Source organism: Chryseobacterium sp. RLHN22, assembly GCF_051011795.1.
Lineage (GTDB): Bacteria > Bacteroidota > Bacteroidia > Flavobacteriales > Weeksellaceae > Chryseobacterium > Chryseobacterium zhengzhouense.
On record NZ_JBPCHW010000006.1, the window covers coordinates 44128 to 61146 of the forward strand.

Annotated in this window: 14 protein-coding genes; 10 read left to right on the forward strand and 4 right to left on the reverse strand. The window is 36.8% G+C overall.

The window, feature by feature from the left end; genetic code table 11:
* Positions 1 to 3: 3 nt before the first annotated feature.
* The 4 genes from ACR1PN_RS07840 to ACR1PN_RS07855 all read left to right on the forward strand — a co-directional run bounded on the left by ACR1PN_RS07840 (position 4) and on the right by ACR1PN_RS07855 (position 3230).
* Complete coding sequence (locus ACR1PN_RS07840; protein WP_433979578.1) at positions 4 to 516, forward strand: DUF6973 domain-containing protein; 513 nt, start codon at positions 4 to 6, stop codon at positions 514 to 516.
* 154 nt (positions 517 to 670) lie between these two features.
* Positions 671 to 2074 (forward strand): nucleoside recognition domain-containing protein, encoded by a 1404-nt coding sequence (locus ACR1PN_RS07845; protein ID WP_433979579.1) that lies wholly within the window; start codon positions 671 to 673, stop codon positions 2072 to 2074.
* Positions 2075 to 2083: 9 nt separating this feature from the next.
* Positions 2084 to 2821, forward strand: coding sequence for an ATP-grasp domain-containing protein (locus ACR1PN_RS07850; RefSeq protein WP_433979580.1), 738 nt, complete (start codon positions 2084 to 2086; stop codon positions 2819 to 2821).
* 16 nt (positions 2822 to 2837) lie between these two features.
* The gene (locus ACR1PN_RS07855) at positions 2838 to 3230 is read left to right on the forward strand and encodes a hypothetical protein (protein WP_433979581.1); all 393 of its coding nucleotides are present in this window, start codon (positions 2838 to 2840) and stop codon (positions 3228 to 3230) included.
* Positions 3231 to 3244: 14 nt separating this feature from the next.
* Here the strand turns inward: ACR1PN_RS07855 and ACR1PN_RS07860 are convergent, their stop codons facing one another.
* From ACR1PN_RS07860 to ACR1PN_RS07875, 4 genes are all read right to left on the reverse strand, one after another.
* Positions 3245 to 4123 carry a ferric siderophore ABC transporter substrate-binding protein gene (locus ACR1PN_RS07860; protein WP_433979582.1) on the reverse strand — a complete coding sequence of 293 codons (879 nt, stop codon included), beginning with the start codon at positions 4121 to 4123 and terminating at the stop codon, positions 3245 to 3247.
* 5 nt (positions 4124 to 4128) lie between these two features.
* Positions 4129 to 4524, reverse strand: coding sequence for an ExbD/TolR family protein (locus ACR1PN_RS07865; RefSeq protein ID WP_433979583.1), 396 nt, complete (start codon positions 4522 to 4524; stop codon positions 4129 to 4131).
* Positions 4525 to 4533: 9 nt separating this feature from the next.
* The gene (locus tag ACR1PN_RS07870) at positions 4534 to 5238 is read right to left on the reverse strand and encodes a MotA/TolQ/ExbB proton channel family protein (RefSeq protein ID WP_433979584.1); all 705 of its coding nucleotides are present in this window, start codon (positions 5236 to 5238) and stop codon (positions 4534 to 4536) included.
* Positions 5239 to 5407: 169 nt separating this feature from the next.
* Positions 5408 to 5869, reverse strand: a complete 462-nt coding sequence (locus ACR1PN_RS07875) for a hypothetical protein (RefSeq protein WP_378175858.1) — start codon at positions 5867 to 5869, stop codon at positions 5408 to 5410.
* 195 nt (positions 5870 to 6064) lie between these two features.
* Between ACR1PN_RS07875 and ACR1PN_RS07880 the strand changes: the two genes are divergently transcribed.
* The 6 genes from ACR1PN_RS07880 (at position 6065) to ACR1PN_RS07905 (ending at position 17017) form a co-directional block, all read left to right on the forward strand.
* Positions 6065 to 7861 carry a DUF885 domain-containing protein gene (locus ACR1PN_RS07880; RefSeq protein WP_433979585.1) on the forward strand — a complete coding sequence of 599 codons (1797 nt, stop codon included), beginning with the start codon at positions 6065 to 6067 and terminating at the stop codon, positions 7859 to 7861.
* 418 nt (positions 7862 to 8279) lie between these two features.
* Positions 8280 to 9938: a T9SS type A sorting domain-containing protein gene (locus tag ACR1PN_RS07885; RefSeq protein ID WP_433979586.1), complete on the forward strand. Its 1659-nt coding sequence runs from the start codon at positions 8280 to 8282 to the stop codon at positions 9936 to 9938.
* A 5-nt stretch (positions 9939 to 9943) separates the two neighbouring features.
* Positions 9944 to 11014, forward strand: coding sequence for a hypothetical protein (locus ACR1PN_RS07890; RefSeq protein ID WP_433979587.1), 1071 nt, complete (start codon positions 9944 to 9946; stop codon positions 11012 to 11014).
* A 160-nt stretch (positions 11015 to 11174) separates the two neighbouring features.
* Positions 11175 to 13370: a hypothetical protein gene (locus ACR1PN_RS07895; protein ID WP_433979588.1), complete on the forward strand. Its 2196-nt coding sequence runs from the start codon at positions 11175 to 11177 to the stop codon at positions 13368 to 13370.
* Between the two features lie 9 nt (positions 13371 to 13379).
* A complete protein-coding gene (locus ACR1PN_RS07900) occupies positions 13380 to 15569 on the forward strand; it encodes a DUF6443 domain-containing protein (RefSeq protein ID WP_433979589.1) in 2190 nt (729 codons plus the stop codon).
* 23 nt (positions 15570 to 15592) lie between these two features.
* Positions 15593 to 17017, forward strand: a complete 1425-nt coding sequence (locus tag ACR1PN_RS07905) for an RHS repeat-associated core domain-containing protein (protein ID WP_433979590.1) — start codon at positions 15593 to 15595, stop codon at positions 17015 to 17017.
* The last annotated feature ends 2 nt before the right edge of the window (positions 17018 to 17019 follow it).

Here is a 17019-nt window from a genome sequence, read left to right on the forward strand (position 1 = left end):
TTTATGAGAACTTTTAAAGTGATTTTCAATACGATAAAAAGCATGAGTCTGAAAAAGATCCTCAGGCTTTTATCTGCTGTTTTACCACATCCTCTTTTTTCGGTTTTAAGCTTTTATGCAACGGCAAAAGCTTTTTCTATTGCTCAGAAATTATATCCTGAAACGGCTTCAAAAAATGGTGAAGGGAATGCTTTCAGACACGCTCTTTGGTGTTGCCTGATCATGATGTATTGCTGCAAAATTTCGTCGCCTGAAAAAGCATTAAACTTCTGCAAAAAAATTACAGATCTTCACGAAGAATTATTTCCGAACGAACCTTTGGAAACCAAGATGGATCTTCACAACAACAAAATAGGAATGGATTATTTCATGGAACTTCTTTCCGGAATTCACCGTCAGTTTTTTGAGAAAAGTTTTTTTATTAAAGAATTACAAAAGAAAACAGCCAACGCCAAAATTTTGAAAAGTCTGGATGATAATTTTGAAGGAGATTTGGTTTATCTTGATGAAAAATAACAACTTTTTTTTGTCATTCCGCAGGAATCTAGATTCGAATCTTTAAATCATAAACTTAGATTCCTACTGAATGACAAACATTGTGGAAATTTATTTTCATCCTTTTTGTAATCTGAAGAATTTTTAACTAAGTTTAAACAATTAATTTAATCAAATGGTTCTCAGCAGAATTTGGTCGGCTTTCATCATCATCGCCATTACTATTGCAAGTATAAAATATATCTCGTCAAGCCATTACAAAACCATTTTCAATGATATGGTTGTAGGAAAAGGAGGTGATACTGTACAGATTGCAACACAAAAAATTGGAGATCTAGAACCCAACATTAGGTACAGCCTGATGGAAAAAAGTGAATTTAAAGATAACAGCATCCACTATGTAACTGATTCCCTAAAATATAATGCAAAAATTTATCGTATTCAGGAAGCAGACGGCGTCATTGGAACGTCAGAAACTGCAGTAAAAATCTGTCTTGGTTTAATTGGAATTATGACACTGTTCATGGGATTCATGAGTATCGCTGAAAAAGCAGGAGGAATCAATTTATTAAGCAGATTAATTCAGCCATTTTTCTCAAAATTATTTCCTGAAATTCCTAAAAATCACCCTTCTTTCGGACACATGCTGATGAATTTCAGTGCCAATCTTTTAGGTTTGGATAATGCCGCCACACCTTTTGGCCTGAAAGCCATGGAAAGTCTACAGACGTTAAATCCGAATAAAGATACCGCAAGCAATTCGCAGATTATGTTTCTCTGTCTTCACGCAGGAGGAATGACGCTGATTCCGGTTTCTATCATTGCTATCCGTGCTTCTATGGGCTCGAAAACACCCACCGATATTTTCCTTCCGTGTATGATTGCGACTTTTGCAGCGACTTTAGCGGCAATGATTATCGTTTCAGCATATCAGAAAATCAATTTGTTAAGACCCATTGTTATTGCTTATGTAGGAGGAATTTCAGCCATCATCGGACTTTTGGTAGTTTATCTGGTTCAGCTTAGTAAAAATGAACTTGATGATTTCAGCAAGATTTTAAGTAATGGATTAATCCTTTTCATTTTTTTAGCGATTGTTTTGGGAGCAGTTTATAAAAAAATCAATGTTTTTGATGCTTTTATTGAAGGTGCAAAAGAAGGTTTTACTACGTGTGTTAAAATTATACCGTATTTAGTGGGGATGTTGATTGCGATTTCACTTTTAAGAACTTCCGGTGTTTTCGAAGTCATCATTGACGGGATGAAATGGGTTGCGAATGCATCTAATCTTGACGCAAGATTTGTCGACGGACTTCCGACAGCTTTAATTAAACCATTGTCCGGTTCCGGAGCGAGAGGAATGATGGTTGATACGATGACGACTTTCGGAGCCGATAGTTTCCAAGGGAAATTGGCAGCCGTTCTTCAGGGAAGCTCAGATACGACGTTTTATGTGATAGCTGTTTATTTTGGAGCAGTAGCTGTGAAAAACACAAGATATACCGTAATTGCCATGCTTCTGGCAGATTTGGTAGGGATTATTACTTCTATTGTATTGGCGTATTTGTTTTTTGCATAAAACTAAATAATGAAAGCCTACATACAAACTGACATAACAGGGGAGTTCTATAATGTGAATGCCTTTATAGCATACGAGGGATTCAAAAACTTTGGTTATGAAATAGAAAAATTTATTGATGCAGACGAAATCTCAGATATCAATTCGGAAAATATAATTATCGGAGGAATCGGAAATGTAAGAAAGAGACTTAAAAACCTAAACATAACTCGTCCCGATAAGGAAATTGATTATCCTGAGGAATTAAAACCTTTTTTAAAAAGAAAAATTTGGGAATCAACAATAAATCAAATTTTCTCAGATAAAAACAGCTGGAATATTTTCATTAAGCCTAAAACAGAAACAAAATTGTTTGCCGGAAAAGTTATTCAAAATCAGATGGATTTTGTAGGCATTATTAATGAAGAAAAAGATATTGAAGTACTTTGTTCCGAGCTTATTGATTTTAAAACAGAATGGAGGTGTTTTATTCGATATAAAGAAATCTTAGACATTCGAAGATACAAAGGAGACTGGGATACAAAAATAGACGTAAAAATTGTTGAAGCCGCCATAAATTCATTTACATCACAACCCAATTCATTTGCTTTAGATTTTGGTGTCAATGCAAAAGGGGAAACAATATTAGTTGAAGTGAATGATGGATATTCTTTAGGAACTTATGGTCTTTCATCTATTAATTACGCGAAGTTTCTTTCCGCCAGATGGAGTGAGCTTACTCAAACAGAAGATTATTTAAACTTTTAACAAATAAAAATCAACAATGATTACAGATAAAGAATTTACATTGAGGCTAATACGTCAGTTATCTCAAGCATTAGAAAAACTGATTTTAGACAAACCGGAAGAAAGTTTGATGCAGAAAGACCTGGACTTCGATTCTTTGATGAAGGACATTTTTAAATTTGATTTTGTTGTACTTTCATCAAAATCAAAAGAAGAAATTATTGAAATTGTAAATGATAGGCAGGAAAGAGATCATAAAGATTATTACGAAATGCTTGGGAATCTTTTCTACTACAACGGAAAAGTTTTAAACAATAATGATTTCTTAGACAAAGCAAAAACATTCTATGAATTGTATCTGCAGACCAGCGGAATTTTTGCACTACCTGTGATCAACAGAGTTAATGAAATAAAAAAAGCACTTGAATAAAGTGCTTTGTATTTTTAGAATGTAATGTTATAAGTTCCTGTGGATGAGACACTGGCTTTTTCAGCTTTCACGTATTTCTTAACCCATCCAATAGAAGTAGAAACGATACACGGGTCTGAAATCCCTCCGGAACGTCTTGCAGAAACAATATTCCCTGCTTTATCTACGGTATAAGCTATCGTAATTGATCCGCTTGCTGAGCAGTTGTGGCTTGGTTGTGCGCCCCCTCTTCCCATTGTTCCGGGAATGTAGCCAATCAGTCTTCGGTCTATACCAACTTTGCTGTCACCATTTCCATCTCCGCCTAAAGGGTCACCATTATTTCCGATTCCGTCACCTGTACCTTGGCTGCCTGGTTTTGTACCACGCCCTTTAATCAGATTTCCGATTGCTGCATTTCCTTTGCCATCGCCGTTTCCGGTTTTAGAATTGGCAGTTGTTGCAGAGCTTTTTGTGCTTTTTGTAGTAGAACTTGCAGCAGATTTTTTATTTGTTTTGGAATCTTCTTTTTTAGGAGCTGTAATTTTGGTATTCGTTCCTGTAATGATTTTGTCCTTAGCTTCCGTTTTTTTAGCTTCAGGTTTAGGATCGGGAGTAATCACCGTTTTGGACTCTGAAACAACATTTTCAACCGGTTCGGGAGCGGTTTCAACAGCTTGTGCAGCTAGACTTCCTTCCTGGTTTGCAGGTTCTTCAATACCGGAGCCATTTCTGTTGTCACCAAAGTTTACAAGCATTGTAGTAATGACTTCAGGTTCTTTCGGCTGCTCAGTGGGAGACATTTTATAAATAAAAACAAACAACAAAATAGCAGACCAGATCATGATAGAAAGCGCTGCACTTTTTATCTTATCCTTATTTTCTTCGTCTCTATTTATGGAGTAACTTCTCATTCTGTTTATTCTTTAACCGTCGCAATGGCAATGTTAAATTTATGCTTTTCTGCAATCTCCATTAAAAAAACAACGTCTTTATGCATGGTGTTTTCATCTGCTCTGATGGTAAATGATTTTGCAGATTTACTTTGAAGATCACTTACAATCGTTTGTTCTACCAATTCTCTGCTTACTGGTTTATCATTTACATAATAAGACCCGTCCGGCTTTACGCTTACCGTCATCGGATTTGGAATATTATTATCTACACTTCCTGTTTGGGGAAGTTTTACATCAATTGCACTTTGATTGGCCGCTGAAGAGGTAATCATAAAGAAAATCAGCATCAGCAAGATCACGTCTGTCATCGCTGCTAAGCTGAATTCCGGGTGCGCCTTATTTCTTCTCTGTATTTTCATTGATGCAGATTATAAAGGTTTATTAATGATGTCTAAAAATTCACCGGAAATATTCTGAGCTCTTAGCACAAACTTATCAATCTTGGTTAACAGCAGGTTGTAGAAAAAGTTAGCCGGAATTGCCACTGCCAAACCAACTGCCGTTTGTCCTAGAGCCGTATAAATACCTTCAGAAAGGGTTTTGGGAGAGAAAGCTCCTTCCGCATGAGATAAATCAAAGAATGCAATAATCATCCCAATAACGGTTCCCAAAAGTCCTAACATGGGGGCAATACTCGGAACTACTGCTAAAAGATTCAGATTTTTCTCCATATTGGCAACCTCAATCTGAGCCTGAGATTCCATGGCACTTACAATGTCAGAAACGGGTCTTCCCAATCTTGAAATACCTTTTTCTAAAATTCGTGATTCCGGAGAATTCTGCGTTTTACAGTAATCTGCTGCAGCTTCAATTTTGCCGTCTCTTATGAAATCTTCAATATTGTTCATAAAATTGGAGTCGGTTTTTGAAGTCACTCTACGGATGAAGAAAAATCTTTCGAAGAAAAGATAAACAGACAAAACCCCGATCGTAAGAACGGTGATCATTACTATTTTGGCAAAAGCACCACCATGAAAAAGGATATCCCAAAAAGAAAATTCGAGTTTTTCTGCAGGTACAACAGGTACAGCTGCCTGAGCAAATAAAATCTGAGTAAGTTCCGTTAACAGCATTAATTGTTATTTTATAATGGTTTTAAACGACAAAAATAATGGAATATTATCAATCTATATCTTAAAATAAGCTTAAAAAATACATTCCAAAATTTAATAATGTCACAAAAAAGCAAATTTCTTTCCAAAAAAGATTGAAAAGAAATTAAAAGTACTATTTAAGATACGATCAGTCTTCGTCTACAATAATTTCGTCAGGCGTAAATTCGCACTTAAGTCTGAACGGAAGCGGAGTTTCTGAACCGGTGTAAAAATCATCAATCGTTCCTTTCCATACGACCTGAAGTTCATCCTGCTCATTTTTCTCAAAGCAGAGCTCATTATCATAAATGAAAGCATCTTCATCATCAAACAGGTTTACTTCGGTGTAAACCTCGTCTTCAGAATCATTGATTTCAAATGTTTTACCCTCAATTTCTGCAGAATCTATCGGAAATTCAATTACTTCAAGCGAAAGCTGAGGAAAATTATATTGTAACGAATCGTCATCCACATGGTCCAAACCGTCGTCTGTAATGACTTCTACTTCCAAAAAGTGTTTTTGATTGCTATAAACAGCCTTGCAGTAAGTGCTTTTTATATTGTATTTTAGAGTTTCGTCCGGATGGTAAATTTTTAAAATCCCTTTCATTATTTCCTAAAAAAGAACTTGTAATACTATGATTGTTAAACGTTTTAAGCAAAGATAAAAAATTGTACGAATGTGAAAACTATTTTCAAAACTATTTTTACTAAAATCTGAATTTAATACTACATTCAAAGTCTCAATATTAGTATTTTTGTTTTTTATACGATATTAAATTTAAAGTAAGTTATCAAACGATATATGAAAAATATTATTTTAAAAGGAATTCTCGGGCTCGGATTGGCCGTTAGTGTTGTATCCTGCAAGAAGACAGATTCTCCGCTCACCAAAGTTACACCTACAAATATTGATTCTATTGCTGCCAATTATTATGAGCAGTATTTAAAGCTGTATCCACTGGAAGCGACTTCACAGGGAGATTTAAGGTATAACGATCAGCTTCCCATCAATATCGATAAAGATTTTATTTCTGGTGAGATTGCCTTCTACAATTCGGTACAAAAGCAGCTTGAAAATGTAGATTACAAAAATCTCTCGGATGAAGATAAAGTTGTTTATGACGTTCTGGACTATACTTTAAAAGATAAGATTGAAGCGTATGCCTATCATCCTGAATATATTCCGTTCAGTCAGTTTACAGGATTGCCGTTGAATTTTCCTTTATACGGAAGCGGGCAGGGAAGTCAGCCTTTCAACACCGAAAAAGATTATGAAGACTGGCTCAAAAGAATGGAAAAATTTCCAGAATGGATGACTGCTGCTACAGAAAACTTCCGTGAAGGGATCAACAATAAAATGGTTCTTCCAAGAAAGTTGGTGATCAAAATGATTCCACAGATGAGAGCTGAAGAAATTACAAGTTCTGATTTTGAAAAAAATATTTTCGCAGGCCCGATAAAAAATTTCCCGAAAGATTTTTCTAAAGAGCAGAAAGAAAAATTCACGAAACTGTATAAGGAATCTATTGCGAAAAATATTATTCCTGCTTATACTAAAATGGGCGATTTTCTTGAAAAAGAATATTTGCCTAAATCCAGAGAAACAGATGGTTATAATGCTTTGCCAAATGGAAGCAGCATCTATAAGTTTTATGCTAAAAGCTGGACGACGACCAATAAAACTCCGGATGAAATCAATAAAATCGGATTGCAGCAGGTGGCAATGCTACGCTCTGAAATGGAAAAAGTAAAACAGCAGGTTGGCTTCAGCGGAACGCTTGAGCAGTTTATTAATTCTGTCAAAAGCGATCCGAAAGCAATGCCTTACAAAACATCAAAAGAGGTTCTGGATGGTTTTAACGGAATTTTAGCTAAAATAACTCCGAAGCTTAAAACCATGTTCAGTGTAACTCCGAAAACGAGGTTTGAGATCAGACAAACCGAAAAATTTCGTGAAGCGAGCGCAAGTGCGGAATATATTCAGGGAACACCGGACGGAAAAAGACCCGGAATTTTCTATATGCCAATTCCTGATCCTGCAAAATTCAACGTTACTTCCGGAATGGAATCTTTGTTCTTGCATGAAGCAATTCCGGGGCATCATTATCAGGTTTCTCTGCAACAGGAAAATATAAAACTTCCGAAATTTATGAGGTTCGGCTGGTTCGGAGCGTATGGTGAAGGTTGGGCACATTATTGTGAAACTTTAGGTCCGGAATTCGGCCTTTATACAGATCCTTATCAAAAAATGGGATATTTAAGTGATCAGATGCTGAGAGCGGTAAGATTAGTTGTAGATACAGGAATTCACTCCGGAAAAATGAGCAGGGAAGAAGCGATTGCCTATTTTTTAAGTAACATTGCTTATGATGAAGCGGGTGCAACTGCGGAAGTAGAACGATATATGGCGATGCCGGGACAGGCTTTAGGTTATAAAATTGGTTCTTTAAGAATCCGGGAATTAAGAGAGAAATACCAAAAAGATCTGGGTAAGAAATTCAGCCTTGCGAGTTTCCATGATGAGATTTTAAGTCAAGGCTGTCTTCCATTGGATGTTTTAAACAGAAAAATGGAGTTGTGGTCAGAGAAGCAGAAGTAAAATTTAAATTTTATAAAAAATTGAAACCTTCCAGATTTTGGGAGGTTTTTTTATACAAGATTGTTATAAACTATTGGCTTAAATTTCTTTCATCAAAATATTTCGATATTGATATATAATAATTAGGATGACATACGTCAACTTCTGTCGCTTTGGTGGACTACATTTGGTTTTCAGGTTAAAAATCAACAGATTATGAAAAAAATAAAGGAATTATTTGCAGTGAATTTAAAATATTTTAGATTTGCGGTATCCGACTAACACAAAATAGATGAAAAAATAGATGAAAAAAACGATTAACCTTCCAACAGATGCATTTCTCATGATGCCCAACAAACTATTCTCTCAGTCTTTAAAATCATTTTACGATTTTAAAAAGATTTCCATAAAATTTTAAACTTAATAATAAAACCAGATCATGAAACAACTCTACATGAGTGCAGTATTCCTTTATACTGCCGCAGTATTTTCTGCACAGGAAGTGGTATGGCAGAAAGATATTAAATCTTCGACACAGGATTTTCTTTCGCAGGTTACCACGACAGTAGATCAGCAATACCTAATTACCGGAAGTTCTATTCAATCGAAGAAACTTACCACCGAAAACAAACAAAACAACGGCTACGATTTCCATTTGGTCAAGCTTAATCAACAGGGTGAAGAAGTCTGGGAAAAATATTTTTCAGGACAGAACCATGATTTTCTTTCAGCAACGGTTTCCACACAGGAAGGCGCATTTTTGCTGGCTGGAACTTCGTATTCAGGAAAAGGATTGGATAAGAAAGATGATTCTAAAGGAGGATCTGATATCTGGCTGATCAGAATCAATGAATTCGGAGATGAGCTTTGGCAGAAAACATTGGGAACAGCTCAGGATGAAGAAGCAAGATCGGTGATTCAGACGGCAGACTTAGGCTTTATGGTGGCAGGAAATGTTCAGAATTCATCAAACGGTTTCGGTTCAAAAGATGTGATTATCTCGAGATTGGATAAAAACGGAAAAGTACTCTCAGAAATAATTTTAGGCGGAAAAGGTCTTGATGAAGTTGAGAAGATGATTCCTACTCCCGATGGTGGGGCTTTGCTTGGAATTTATTCGAGAAGCGGGCTTACTTATATGAATGATAAAAGATCATTAATAAATGATACGAAAAAAGCAAAGAATCCTTCGGAATCAAAAATCGATCATCAATTATCAATCATCACTCATCCAAAATCTACTGAAAACTATGGCGAGGGCGATTACTGGATCGTAAAACTCAATAAAGAAGGCAAAGTAGAATGGGAGAAGAACTTCGGCGGTAAAGGAGATGACCATGTAAGAACAATGGCGTTTACTTCTTCGGGATATATTATCGGCGGAGAATCAAGATCAGAAAGATCGGGCAATAAGACGGTAGGAATAGAGGAAGGAACAGATCTGTGGTTAGTTTCACTCAACACAAAAGGTGAAGAGCAGTGGCAGAAATCCTACAATTTTAAAAACCGCGATATTCTGATGGGAATGAATGTGATGAGCGGGATGTGGGATGCAGGAAGCGGGGTGAAAGGAGTGACTCCATCCAAAGGCATTTTACTGGGCGGATATACTCAGGCTGAAGGAAGAATTGAGGCTGATGATGAAACATTCTGGATGTTGTATATAGATAATAACGGTAATGAACAATGGAGAAAGCACGTGAAAGGAGAATCGAGAAAGAAAGAAGAAAGGTTATCTGATCTGAAGATGAATAAAGACGGTTCGATTGTTTTGGCAGGAACAAGCGCGGAAGAATTAGGCAAGGAGAACTGGAAAATCGTGAAATTAGGCGACAGCCAGATTGACCAGTTGATCGAGAAGCAGGATATGAAGATCTATCCTAATCCGGTAAGTGATTACTGTTATGTGGAGATTGGGTTTGAATTTAAGGAAGCGGATATTACGCTGTATGATATGGATGGTAGACAGCTTCAGAGTTTGAAGACGAAGAATAAAATAACGAAGATTAATACACAGAATTTGATACAGGGAGCGTATCTGATCACTATAAAAACCAATGATAACCAAACTGCTAATGCTAAACTGATTAAAAAATAAGATACATGAAGAAAAACATTATAATCATAAAGACACTATGTTTAATGAATATATTGTCCGCACAATCACAGACCCCAACTATTGATATAGGTACTCCGCAAATTGTTCCACCTTCTCCATCCGTTAGCTCATTAATGAAATTTGAAGAAGTGCCTGTAAATAACTATACAGGAATTCCCGATATTTCATTACCACTTATAAATGTTCCAACCTCGTCAAAAGATTTCAGTATAGACGTTTCATTAAAGTATCATGCATCGAGTACAGCAGTCAGTGAAATTGCAAGCGATGTGGGTTTAGGTTGGAATTTGTTTGCTGGAGGAACAATTTCAAGAACCATTAGAGGACTTGCCGATGAAGTATTCAAACTTGATGGTTCAACTGAGCCGGGTAATGTAGGTATTTACCATAATACCAATGTTAATTATCACCATAATTATTACTATGATAAAATAGCTAATTTGTCACAGTTTGCATATAATCAGCCTAATGAAGCAAATAGATATTATTGGGATACCGTAAAACGTGGTAAGTTTGATACTGAACATGATCTTTGGCAATTTAACTTTATGGGACATACAGGTCGTTTCTATATAAAAAAAAATGCTCAGGGACTATTACAGGTAGTACCACTCTCTGATCATAGACTCAAAATAATAAATCATTATTCTGCTGTAAACAATAATCCATATGTACCATCGGGATTTACAATTTATGATGAAAAAGGGTACAGATTTGAATTTAATATTAAAGAGGTATCAAACGGAATGACAGCAACACGAACCTCGGATATAGCGAATTCTAATGATGTATTTTCCCCTCAAGAAGAATATATAAGTGCATTTCAGTTAAGTTCAGTATATGATAATAATGGTAATCAGATTCTTGGATTTGAATATGAAACGCAATACAAAGAGGGGTACAGCAAAGCAACTTATACAAAAAGATATTATTCAGATCTGCAAATTGAACAGAATGCCAACTGCATGGGAGAACTGCCCAGGGAAATCATACGAAACCAAACAAATGTTACACAGGTCAGAAAGTTAAAAACTATTTCAATAACAGATAGGTAAAATATATTTTGGTTATACGCCGGGTAGAAGTGATACAAATCTTAATATCGGTAATCAGGCTCCTCGTCTCACAAGTATAAGATTGGTTGACAATGGGAATAATGAGATTAAAAAATATTCTTTTAGTCACGATTATTCTACAGGCAGTATATACTCACGAATGTTGCTTAAAAAAATAGAGTTAAGCAAAAACGGAAATTACATTAATAAATATGAATTAAGCTACAAAGCAGTTGATGGTTCTGCTATGTATAACTTTAAAAAAGATAACTGGGGGTATTTGGGCATCAGTGATGATGGAGATTGTGGTTATAAACATACAGAATCTGTAAATCCCTTCAGTGTTGCTACAACAGATGTCTTATTAGGTATAAAATATCCAACCGGAGGTGCTGCACTTTTTAATTTTGAAAGTAATACATATTCATTCGTAGGAGATCAGGAAATTACAGATTTTAGCAAAAACCATGAGAATCTTGTAAAGTTTAGAAACCTATCATATGATTTTACAAGTAATGGGTCAGTATTCCTTCCGCCAATCACGACAGAGACAACAGCAATATTTAGACCTTCAATTGTTGTTCCTTCTGATCAGACAACTGCACCTGTTCATATGATGCTTCAAGCTTATCAAAATGGACAACTTGTAGAAACTACAAATCTCTTATGTCATTACAATAATCCTATTTGTTGTGTGGAAATAACTTTAGATCCCAATAAAAGTTACAGGATCGTTAGAACAGCATTTGATCTCAACTATAATGGCATAGATGGAGTTATAATTGATTTTTATAAAAAATCGATTCCACAAAAAAAATATCTTTATGGTGGTGGTATAAGAGTAAAGGAAATTCAATATTATGAATCGCCTGTAAATATTGAATATTTTGACTTCAGTAATTTAAATTTGAATTCATATCCATCAAGAGTTAAAAGATACGACTACAATGATTTTTCTGATGAAAATAAAAGTAGTGGCGCTTTGGTTCACCAGGCTCCTATTTTTGAAACCGAGGGAACTGTTAACCTTGATACAAATTGTTTCAATATTTACGGAAACTTTGTTACCACTACAGGAGTAGCATTTTACACTGAAGTCAAAGATTTCAGTGAAATGCCTGTAATGAGTACTCAGGGAGCTCATGTTGGATATAAAAATGTTAAGGTTTTTGAAACGGATAAGGGATATAAGCAATATACATACACTTGTCCCATCGATTATCCGGAATCTGACTATAATATTGGAGTACCCTATATTCCCTCAAAGAATGTTGATTATAAAAGAGGCTTATTACTAAATGAAAAAAACTATGACAGCAGTAACAGAAAACTTTCGGAAATAACAAATTCATATAGTTTTGTGGATTATGAGGAAATATCGGGACATAAGTTCTGGCAAAGTTCCGATTATAAAGGAAATATATGGAATAATTATGATAACTATCTTATCACCTTAAACCAATATGGAATGACATTTCCGGCATGCTTTTCAATTTGTAACAGTAAGAATTATTCATCGATTCCGGGTTACCCAATCAATTTTACTTCTAATCAACAGCTTGTAGAAGCTTTTGGTTGGGCTAAACTTGATTCTACTCAAACTAAAAATTATTTTTACAAAAATGGGATTCAAACAGTTCTGCAAAAAAATGAACTGTTTGAATATAATCCGACTAATAAAAAAATATCTTCATACACTACAAATACAGAAGAAGGAACAGAATTAAAATCTCTTTATTTCTATCATTCAGGAAATTCTGTTTATTCTCAAAATAGAATTTCTGAAATAGAGAAAATTGAAAGCTTTAAAGATGGTAAATTAATAGAAGCGAAGAAAATCAATTATGCAAATAATTGGAACGGGAATTTATCCTATCTTCCAAATCAGATACAATCTTCTTTTGGGAATGCAGCTTTAGAAACAGCGGTTACCTATGACCAGTATGACGCAAAGGGCAATCTATTGCAGTATACGACTAAGGATGGGATAGTGGTCTCAATAATCTGGGGTTATAACGGTACGCAGCCTATTGCAAAGGTGGCTAATTATCCCTATTCTGCGGTGAGTGCTTTGGCATCATCGATAGTGAGTGCTTCGGATCAGGATGCTTTGAACCCTTCAAATGAAGCTAACCTGATTGCTCAGCTTAACGCCTTCAGGCAGCTTCCGGATTTATCCGAAGCTCAGATCACGACGTATACTTACGATCCCTTGATCGGGGTAACCAGCATTACGCCACCCTCAGGAATCAGGGAAGTTTACCTTTATGATACGGCAAACCGCTTAAAAGAGATCAGGGAGAACAGTGCGTCAGGTAAAATCTTAAAAGAGTTCAAGTACAACTACAAGCAATAAAACCAAACCATGAAAAAAATAATCATACCCATCAGTGCTTTGTTTGTAGCCGGGTTTTCCCATGCACAGACTTTAAATTTAAGCACGAATGAAAACTACGTTTACACTAAAACATATCTGACCGATCCAACAGGCTCTACGCCAAAAAGTGTAGAGAGCGTACAGTATCTTGACGGCTTGGGCAGACCCAAGCAGGCAGTGAACATCAAGGCTTCCCCGCTGGGAAGGGATGTCGTTACGCACTTTGTATATGACCAGTACGGGAGGCAGGCTATGGATTACCTTCCTGTGCCCCAAAGCGGGACAGCTAACGGAGCCATAGTAACGAGTCCTTTGACCAATGCCACTCAGGCAGATATTTACGGATCAGAAATAATATTTTCCAAGAAAGAATTTGAAGCTTCTCCTTTGGACAGGGTCTTGGAGCAAAGACAGGTTGGTACGGCCTGGAGCAGTAAACCTGTAAAGTTTGGCTATGAAGCCAATGAAAACGGAGAAGTCAAAAAATATGTGGCAACATTTGATTACGCCAGCTTCAGTTCTGAGATAACATTGTCTCCGACTCCTTATGGAGCGGGTCAGCTGTATAAGAATACGGTAACTGACGAAGACGGCAATAAAACGATAGAGTTCAAGAATGGCCAGGGGCAGGTTGTCCTGGTAAGGAAAATGCTTGATGCAACCACTGAAGCAGACACATACTATGTTTATAACGATTACAACCAATTGGCATATGTTATCCCGCCATTGGCAGTGGCAGCGAATGCTGTTGATCCTGTCACATTAAGCAATCTTTGCTACCAGTATAAATATGACAGCCGCAACCGTTTGGTTGAGAAGAAGCTTCCGGGTAAGGGCTGGGAGTTTATGGTTTACGATAAGCAGGACCGTCTGGTTGGGTCGCAGGATTCTAATCTGACAGAAAAAGGACAGTGGCTTTTCACGAAGTATGACCGTTTCGGGAGGGTTGCCTTCACGGGGCTCAGCACAGGAGGTGATCGTTTAACAGAACAGGCAGATGCCGATTTGAAAGGGAGCAACAATATGAACCGTATTGAAAGCTCAGGTTTTATGCATGAGGGGATGGAGGTTTTTTACTCGGGCAGGGCTTACCCGTCGGATTATAAGTACGTAAAGATTTTGAGCATCAACTACTATGATACGTATGCATCTTACAGCTTTAATCCCGCTTTCCCTTCCACGGTTTTCGGTGTGGCTGTGATCAGTGACAACAGTACGGGCAACAGCGTAAGCACCAAAAGCCTGCCTGTCATGACGCTGATCAAAAACATAGAGGATGACAACTGGACGAAGAACTATACGTGGTACGATTCCAGGGGGAGGGCTTTAGCGACGCATTCGGTTAACCATTTGGGAGGCTACACAAAAACAGAATCTGAGCTTGATTTTTCGGGTACTCCAAAACAAATGATTACCCGACATAAAAGGCTGGATACTGATACGGAACGTGTAATAACAGAAACGTTTGAATATGATCATCAGAACAGGCTAAAAGTTCACAAACATCAGGTTGACAATAATCCTGTTGAATACCTTGCACAGAATACCTACAATGAGCTTTCACAGCTTGAAACCAAAAAGGTAGGAGGTATAGTTGCGGGCAGTGGGCTTCAGGCTGTAGATTATCTGTACAACATTCGGGGGTGGGTTACCAAAATCAATGATCCGGCAAATCTTAACGGAAAGTTTTTCGGTTACGAGATTAAATATCATAATCCGGTTTACTCAAATGTCTCCTCCGGAAAATTTAACGGGAATATTGCTGAGATCGACTGGAAAAATTCCTCGGAAAATATTCTGAAAAGATACAATTACACTTATGACAATTTAAACAGGCTAAAAACTGGTCTTTACGCAGAACCAAATGCTACGAATCCTCATAACGGCAATTTCGATGAATACCTTAGCTATGACCTCAATGGAAACATAATCAATCTTCAGCGCAAGGCTGTTCCTTTATTTGGGCTTACTTCCACACTGGTTGACAATCTAGACTATCAGTATACAGGTAATCGTCTTAACAGGATTGTTGAAAATGCACTAAATCAGACTGGATATGAAGGCGGTAGTAACTTAATCAATTACGATTCAAATGGTAATATGATCGACATGATGGATAAGGGTATTCAAAGTATTATATATAACCATCTCAATTTGCCTAAAACTTTTCACCCGTAGATACTTACACGAGTTTAAATTATTTGTATAGGGCAGATGGAGTTAAGTTAAGAAAAATATATTCAAACCAGAAAATTGGAAGAGGACAACCCACCAGTGTTATATCAACTGATTATCTGGATGGATTCCAATATTCGCAGATCGAAAACTTAGCTCCATGCCCCTGGTGCAGAACAGAATTTGCGTATGAGCAGCAAGCTTTTGAAAAAGGAATTACTATCGATCCATGGGATCCTACTGGTCCCCCTCAATCCCAGCCATGGAAACTTGATTTTGTTGCTACAAATGAAGGCTTCTACAGTTTCACTGAAAATCGTTATATTTACCAGTACAGGGATCATTTGGGAAATACAAGGATAAGCTTTGCAAGAAAAACAGATGGCTCTGTGGAAATTACAGATACAAATGATTATTACCCGTTTGGACTCAACCATATCGGAACAGAATATAAAGGTTATCTTGGGAGTTATTATAACTACAAGTACAACGGTAAAGAGTTGCAGGAGACGGGAATGTATGATTATGGAGCGAGGTTTTATATGCCGGATTTAGGAAGATGGGGTGTGGTAGATCCGTTGGCGGAAGCTCATCCTGATATGACACCTTTCAGATACAGCTTTAATAATCCTATCAATGCAACTGATCCAACAGGAATGTTAGAAGGTTGGGTTGAGCAAGAAGTTGATGGTAATAAATCTTACACCTATGATGCAAGCGTAAATACGACAGCTGAAGCATCTGCAGCTGGTTACAGCAATGTAACCAATGTTTATGAGAGTGCAACTATACAGGGTTCTACTAGTGTTGCAGGAATTGAAACAAGTAATTATAGTTATTCTTTACTTGGCGATGGAACTGTAATGGATCATAACGGAAGATTTCAAAACTCTGCTTTTGAGACGAGTAAAGGAACTGTTATTCAAGGTATGACAGCTGGAGCATCCCAATTACCTGTAGGAGGTATAAAAATGATGGGAGGATTTGGAGATCCTTTTGGTATTTGGGAGGGATTAGGAATAATGGCAGCAGCATCTGATTCTAATGCTAAATACGCTATACTTCCTTTAATGGTTGTAAAAGGACAGGGGGACGATGCGCTTAAAATATTAAATGCAGAAAAAGGAGCGTTTTCAGTAAACAAGCATGGAAATTTAACAGATGGCATGTTTACAGTTTCAAAAGATGCAATGCTCAAGCATAAAATGGATTTGGGAATAGGTGGGAAGAGTATTTTTTATCCAACGATAAATGCTGATGCAGCGGTTCTAAAAGCAGCTCAATATGCTGAGAAAAACAATCTTTGGCTTTATAATGGGGGCACTAAAGCAAAAGTTCCAGTATTAAATACAAATGTAGGAACTTTAAGTAATGGTCAGCCAACCAATTTTATTAATGTTTATAAGAGTGCTAACAACTTAATTCACGGAGCTCCAGGAACCCCAAAATAATT

Coding starts and splice junctions, on each gene's coding strand:
- ACR1PN_RS07840 (WP_433979578.1), top strand. CDS start 4: ATGAGAACTTTTAAAGTGATTTTCAATACGATAAAAAGCATGAGTCTG.
- ACR1PN_RS07845 (WP_433979579.1), top strand. CDS start 671: ATGGTTCTCAGCAGAATTTGGTCGGCTTTCATCATCATCGCCATTACT.
- ACR1PN_RS07850 (WP_433979580.1), top strand. CDS start 2,084: ATGAAAGCCTACATACAAACTGACATAACAGGGGAGTTCTATAATGTG.
- ACR1PN_RS07855 (WP_433979581.1), top strand. CDS start 2,838: ATGATTACAGATAAAGAATTTACATTGAGGCTAATACGTCAGTTATCT.
- ACR1PN_RS07860 (WP_433979582.1), bottom strand. CDS start 4,123: ATGAGAAGTTACTCCATAAATAGAGACGAAGAAAATAAGGATAAGATA.
- ACR1PN_RS07865 (WP_433979583.1), bottom strand. CDS start 4,524: ATGAAAATACAGAGAAGAAATAAGGCGCACCCGGAATTCAGCTTAGCA.
- ACR1PN_RS07870 (WP_433979584.1), bottom strand. CDS start 5,238: ATGCTGTTAACGGAACTTACTCAGATTTTATTTGCTCAGGCAGCTGTA.
- ACR1PN_RS07875 (WP_378175858.1), bottom strand. CDS start 5,869: ATGAAAGGGATTTTAAAAATTTACCATCCGGACGAAACTCTAAAATAC.
- ACR1PN_RS07880 (WP_433979585.1), top strand. CDS start 6,065: ATGAAAAATATTATTTTAAAAGGAATTCTCGGGCTCGGATTGGCCGTT.
- ACR1PN_RS07885 (WP_433979586.1), top strand. CDS start 8,280: ATGAAACAACTCTACATGAGTGCAGTATTCCTTTATACTGCCGCAGTA.
- ACR1PN_RS07890 (WP_433979587.1), top strand. CDS start 9,944: ATGAAGAAAAACATTATAATCATAAAGACACTATGTTTAATGAATATA.
- ACR1PN_RS07895 (WP_433979588.1), top strand. CDS start 11,175: ATGTTGCTTAAAAAAATAGAGTTAAGCAAAAACGGAAATTACATTAAT.
- ACR1PN_RS07900 (WP_433979589.1), top strand. CDS start 13,380: ATGAAAAAAATAATCATACCCATCAGTGCTTTGTTTGTAGCCGGGTTT.